Genomic DNA, 4578 nt, shown 5'->3' with positions numbered 1-4578 from the left:
AACACCTTAAAAACTCTTTGAAAAAAAATAAATTGGTACAAAACCTAGTGGCAAATTATACAAAACCCGCTGGCAAGCTACTGTAGTTTGACACTAGGTTTTATACTAAGTGGGAAAAGGTGGGATTAGGTAGGAATACGTGGTAATTTGTTGTTTTTATGTATAAAATTTAGCATTAAATGCGCGTTTTGTCAAAATAGATTTTGACACCTAAAATTGTAAAAAAGAGCTAAAAAGAGCGAAAATTAGAAAAAAGTGCGTTTCAAAGGTAAAAATGAGAGAAGGCTTTGAAAGGTCTTTGAAAACCCTGTGAAAAATTTTGAAAAGTCTGTGAAAGCCCAGAAAACCGCCTTTGAAGACCCTGTGAAAAAAATCACTCCAAAAGTTCAATCGATTCCAAAATCAGCCAAAAATAACCAAAAAAGCAAAAAAGATTTTCACCTATTGATGATTATCTATTTTTAGAGGCAATATATACTTATTAATCAAATAGTTATATTATTTTTTTAATGTAAAAAGATTTTCATATCGATTTTTCATATTAAAGAGGCATTAAGCTGTATCTTATTTAGTTTCTGGATGTGCATTTTCAGCCTCTATTTGACGCTTTAAATGCAATTTTATAAGAGGTAAAATAAGCTCTACTTCTTCCGTGTCGTTGATGTCTTGAACAAGCTCTTGCAGTTTTCTATAAAGTTCCGCCGCGAGTTCCGCTATATCTTCAGGAGGGATCTTTATATTTGCATCGCGATAGGTTGTATAAGCCACGCGACCGAGTTTTTTCATCAATCCAGTAGGGATAGTTTGTGGTTTAAAACCAGCTTCTTTCGCTTTTGCCATGTCACTAAACATTTCGCCTTCACCAGTGAGAAGCCAATGAAAGTCTACACCATAAATTTTGTGATAGGCAATTACGATAGATGCTGGTGGCTCATTTATACCGAGCTCATAATTTGCAAGCGTATTTTTCGCCAAATCAAGAGATTTTGCAAAAGCACCACGTTCTTCGTTTCCGAGGATTCGTCTTATTTCACGCAGGCGTTTTGCCAATGGTGTTTTAGGTTCTGTTTCTAAACGTGCCAAAAATGCTCCTTATTCATATTGAGGTTTGTTTTAAGTTACGGGATTTTAAAACGTAAAGAGATTCCCCATTCATCTTAGAGAGGCATTAAGCCGTATTTTGTGTAGTTTCTAGATGTACTCTTTCAGCCTCTATTTGACGCTTTAAATGAATTTTAAGAAGAGGGAAAGTTGCTTCTACTTCTTCCGTGTCGTTGATGTCTTGAACAAGCTCTTGCAGTTTTTTATAAAGTTCCGCCGCGAGTTCCGCTATATCTTCTGGGGGGAGTTTTATTTTAGCATCGCGATAGGTTGTATAAGCTATGCGACCAAGCTTTTTCATGAGACCAGCAGGAATGGTGGGTGCTTTAAAGCCTGCTGCTTTCGCTTTTGCCATGTCACTAAACATTTCGCCTTCTCCAGTGAGAAGCCAATTGACGTCTATACCACAAATATTTTTGTAAATTACTAACATTGATGAAGGCGGTTCGCGTAAGCCAGTTTCGTAATTATACATAGTACTTTCTGGTACTGTAAGATGATCAGCAAACTGCTTGCGCTGAGTAAAACCAAGAGCGATCCGTACTTCACATAACCGCTTTGCCAGTTCTGTTTTAGGTTTTTTTTCAGATCTTGCCAAAAAAAATCACTCCAGATTTACATTTAGGGTTGACAAATTTATAAATGTAAATCATAACTATTATTACCGCCCGATATAGAGGGCAGATATTTTACAATTAACCCCACAAAAAACGGATGGTTTGAGCATCCGTTTGAAGCAGGAGCGAAAGTTATGACAACCACACAAACATGCATCCAAGTTTGGGATCGCCATAGTATTTTAGCCGAGCTACGCCGCCGTAATATGACCTTGGCGGAGCTCGCGAAAGCTTATCAACTATCGTCATCCAGTGTTCAACATATCTGGACACGGTCTAACGAGAAAGCCGAACGCGCTATTGCCGATTTTATCGGTTTGCCCGTCGAGCAAGTTTTTTACGACCGCTACCCCAAAAGTCGCCGTCGCATTTTTAAAGCAGCAAAACATGCCAATACAGATTCGCGTGCGCATTCTGCTTTGAGTGGGAATGCTGCTTGAATTTCGTTACACGGCTTTGCGCTTTTGCGCATTTGCCATGAATTTAAATACCATAAGATAAAAAGGTTTATCAATGTCTAAAGATCAGTACGAAATAGGCAAGATAAATTGCATAGCGTTGCATCATGGAGCAGCCGATTGGATGGGTTGTTTTTTAAGATTAGCTGGTCAAGTTTTCTTTATAGGGGGTGGTTATGGTTGCTGCTTGTAATTTATGGACGCCCGAGGCAAAAAGAGAAATCTTTAATCCTTATTCAGAAGCTGAACGTTTGGAAGCTATGCTTGCCTGTTCTTTTAAGGCGGTGAGTGGTGGATTTAAGCATCTGCCGATCCGGTATATTATTGACCCTCCGCATGGCTTATTTGATGCGGCGTTAGCACGACAGATTGTTATTCATATTTTGCATTATCAGTTTGAGGTGCCGCGGCGGCGTCTTGTTGCCATGCAAGAGCGGGAACGCACTGCTGTTGCTCGTTCTTTGCGTACCATTAACCGGCGTTTGGAAGAACCCGTTTTTGCGAAAGCTTATCGAAGATGGGCGGGGCGTGCGATGGATTTATTCTTTAAAGAGATCAGAAAGGCGGGGGCGTGATGGCACAGTTTCAAAAGCTTGCTCTTGATGTGATTGTGGTGCCGGAGCGTATACGCCCTGTGGATGATGAGCATGCCAAGGCGCTTGCACAATCAATGGCGCGGGAGGGATTGATGAATCCGATTACGGTGCGCCATACCCCCAATGCTAAGGAAGGCAATTACACGCTTATTGCTGGTGCGCATCGGCTGCGTGCTGCTGAGCTTTTGGGCTATAGTGACATTGATGCTGTTGTGGTGCAGGCTGATAAGGATAATGCCGCGCTTTTAGAAGTGGCTGAAAACCTTTTTCGCAATGAATTGTCTGTTATTGATCGTGCGCTTTTTGTCCAGACTTACCGCGAATTGTGGGAAAAGAAGTATGGGGAGATTAAGGTTGGTGGGGACAGAAAATCAAAGGGTAAACATTACCCTTTGATCGGTGGTAATCAATATACAAAGGACAAAGTGGCAAAGGTGCAACTTGCACCTTTGCCAAATGATGGTTCTTCAGAGCACCATGAAACTGGGTGTGAAGGGGATGAAAAATCAAAGGATCAAGTTGATCCTTTGATCGGTGATGAGAAATTGGGACAAGTTGTCCCTATTTCTTATACAGATGAAGAAAATGGTAAAGGGACAGTTTTATCTTTTTCTAAACATGTGGCGGATCGTATTGGTTTGTCTCAAGTTTCAGTAAAACGTCTTAACAGCATTGCTCAGCATTTACAGCCGGAGTTGCGGGCGGTTTTGCGGGGGACGGCATTGGCGGATAATCAAGCGCAGTTGTTAAAATTAGCCAAGATGGAGCCGGTTGCGCAACGGCGGGTGGCAATTGCTTTGCAACAGGTTGAGGGAGATTTACGGCGGGCTGTTGATTTGGTCAATGGGATTAATACGCCGCCGCAAATTAATGAACAGGAACGGATTTTTGCTCAGTTATTGGGTGTTTGGCAGAGGGCAGATGCGCAGACAAAGGCGCGGTTTTATGATTATTTGAACAAGCAATCGGGGGAGGTGCTGTCATGAAGAGGCATGGTTGCGGGCAGCTTGATTTTTTCCAAAAGCCGGTTTTTCCTTGTCGTGAACCCGTTGCGCAGATTGATTTAGGGCGGTTTCGCTCACGCATTAAGCGTGCGATGGCGCGGGCTTTGAGAGAATGCCGGCATGAGCGCAGTGTGATTGCAGAGCGTATGGCGCATTATTTAGGGATTGGGTGTTTAAGTAAGGCGAGTTTGGATGCTTATGTGGCAGAAAGTAAGCAGGTGGATATTTCCCTGCCGCGTTTTAAGGCATTTGTGCGGGCGACAGAGGCATTTTGGCTCTGGGATGAGGTGGTGAGTGAAGATGGATTGTTGCTGTTGCAAGGGGATGAGGCGCGGTTAGCAGAAATTGCGCGGCTTCAGCAGGAACAGCGGGAGATTGCAGCGCAATTGAAAGCCATGCGCGCAACGCCGGTTCGCATTAAAAGGGGGCAGCCATGAAGGAATGGTTTACTATTGCCGAATTGGCTGAGGCAGCTTTGCCAGGGTTGCCGAAAACAAAGATCGGTCTCAACAATCTTGCGCTTAAGAAATGGCGTTTGAATACACAATTGTTTCGCCAAACATTAGGCAAAACCAAGCCGGTTTGGGAGTATCACATCTCTTTATTGCCGGAGGGGGCGCGGGCGGCGTTGTTGGTGCGGGCAGGTGGAATTTGTGTAGAAGAAAAGACAGAGAAAAGCGATCAAAAGACAAGTATTTGGGTGCGTTATGAGGGGCTTTCAAAGGCGCATAAAAGGCGCTGTGAAGAGCGTTTGAAGGCACTTTGCTTTTGGGAAGATTTGCTCCATGCCGGTATGGGTGTG

At 43.1% G+C, this 4578-nt stretch carries 7 protein-coding genes; 5 read left to right on the top strand and 2 right to left on the bottom strand.

Annotated elements, in window-relative coordinates:
- Nucleotides 1-564 precede the first annotated feature (564 nt).
- Nucleotides 565-1083, bottom strand: coding sequence for a helix-turn-helix transcriptional regulator (locus ACFIMC_RS03070; protein ID WP_375680990.1), 519 nt, complete (start codon nucleotides 1081-1083; stop codon nucleotides 565-567).
- 85 nt (nucleotides 1084-1168) lie between these two features.
- Nucleotides 1169-1699 (bottom strand): helix-turn-helix domain-containing protein, encoded by a 531-nt coding sequence (locus tag ACFIMC_RS03065; RefSeq protein ID WP_375681971.1) that lies wholly within the window; start codon nucleotides 1697-1699, stop codon nucleotides 1169-1171.
- A gap of 153 nt (nucleotides 1700-1852) precedes the next feature.
- Here ACFIMC_RS03065 and ACFIMC_RS03060 point away from each other — a divergent pair, with 153 nt between their 5' ends.
- The 5 genes from ACFIMC_RS03060 to ACFIMC_RS03040 form a co-directional block, all read left to right on the top strand.
- Nucleotides 1853-2158: a helix-turn-helix domain-containing protein gene (locus ACFIMC_RS03060; protein WP_375680989.1), complete on the top strand. Its 306-nt coding sequence runs from the start codon at nucleotides 1853-1855 to the stop codon at nucleotides 2156-2158.
- 194 nt (nucleotides 2159-2352) lie between these two features.
- Nucleotides 2353-2751 (top strand): hypothetical protein, encoded by a 399-nt coding sequence (locus ACFIMC_RS03055; protein ID WP_375680988.1) that lies wholly within the window; start codon nucleotides 2353-2355, stop codon nucleotides 2749-2751.
- Nucleotides 2751-3758, top strand: coding sequence for a ParB/RepB/Spo0J family partition protein (locus ACFIMC_RS03050; protein ID WP_375680987.1), 1008 nt, complete (start codon nucleotides 2751-2753; stop codon nucleotides 3756-3758). Before ACFIMC_RS03055 ends, ACFIMC_RS03050 begins: the two co-directional genes overlap by 1 nt.
- The gene (locus ACFIMC_RS03045) at nucleotides 3755-4213 is read left to right on the top strand and encodes a hypothetical protein (RefSeq protein WP_012232200.1); all 459 of its coding nucleotides are present in this window, start codon (nucleotides 3755-3757) and stop codon (nucleotides 4211-4213) included. The genes ACFIMC_RS03050 and ACFIMC_RS03045 overlap by 4 nt, the downstream gene beginning before the upstream one ends.
- Nucleotides 4210-4578 (top strand): DNA-binding protein (locus tag ACFIMC_RS03040; protein WP_375680985.1); only part of this gene is annotated, 369 nt, incomplete at its 3' end. The genes ACFIMC_RS03045 and ACFIMC_RS03040, both read left to right, overlap by 4 nt.

This window comes from Bartonella sp. AP21QHHD (assembly GCF_042196205.1).
Taxonomy (GTDB): domain Bacteria; phylum Pseudomonadota; class Alphaproteobacteria; order Rhizobiales; family Rhizobiaceae; genus Bartonella.
This window is presented reverse-complemented; position numbering and strand designations above follow the sequence as displayed.